Annotated in this window: 1 pseudogene; it reads right to left on the bottom strand. The window is 52.3% G+C overall.

The features are described 5' to 3' along the window. Positions 1–558, bottom strand: a pseudogene (locus tag R7Z49_RS26865) (fructuronate reductase); the annotation flags it as partial.

The raw sequence follows: 558 nt of genomic DNA, 5'->3' as shown, positions 1-558 counted from the left end.
ACTGAAACGTTCAAGCCGTGTTGGTCGCAAATCTGACGTAGTGTCTCTGCCATTGGATCGCGAACATCAATGTCGTTGCCTTGCTCGTCCACGCCGGATACGTAGCGCATCCAACCTGCAATCGCCGTTGCCAACCATGAGAAGTTAGAGCCTTGAGCAAGGTGGAATCGTAAGCTGCCACCCATGCGTTGTGGGATCTTCTGGCTGCCGTCCATCGCGATTTGCCATGTTCTGTGCTTTAAGCTTGGGTTAGTGAAGCGCTCGATAAGCAGTTTAGCGTAGCCTTCTAAATCGGTGCCTTCTGGCATGGTCAGCGAAGGGGCTTGTGCTTGCATCATCATGTCGAATGCCGCTTTGCGGTAGCCTTCATCTGTCATGGTGTCAGAGATGTGCGCGTAACCGCCAAGGTAACCTAGGTAGGCTAAGAACGAGTGGCTACCATTTAGCATGCGAAGCTTCATTTCTTCGTAAGGCACAACGTCGGCAACAAATTCTGCGCCAGCCACATTCCAATCTGGACGACCAGCCACGAAGTTGTCCTCGATAACCCATTGACGG

Origin of the sequence: Vibrio sp. 1562, from assembly GCF_033340155.1 — a bacterium.
GTDB lineage: Bacteria > Pseudomonadota > Gammaproteobacteria > Enterobacterales > Vibrionaceae > Vibrio > Vibrio alginolyticus.
The sequence above is the reverse complement of the archived record's forward strand: the minus strand, read 5'-3'. Positions and strand labels throughout refer to the sequence as shown.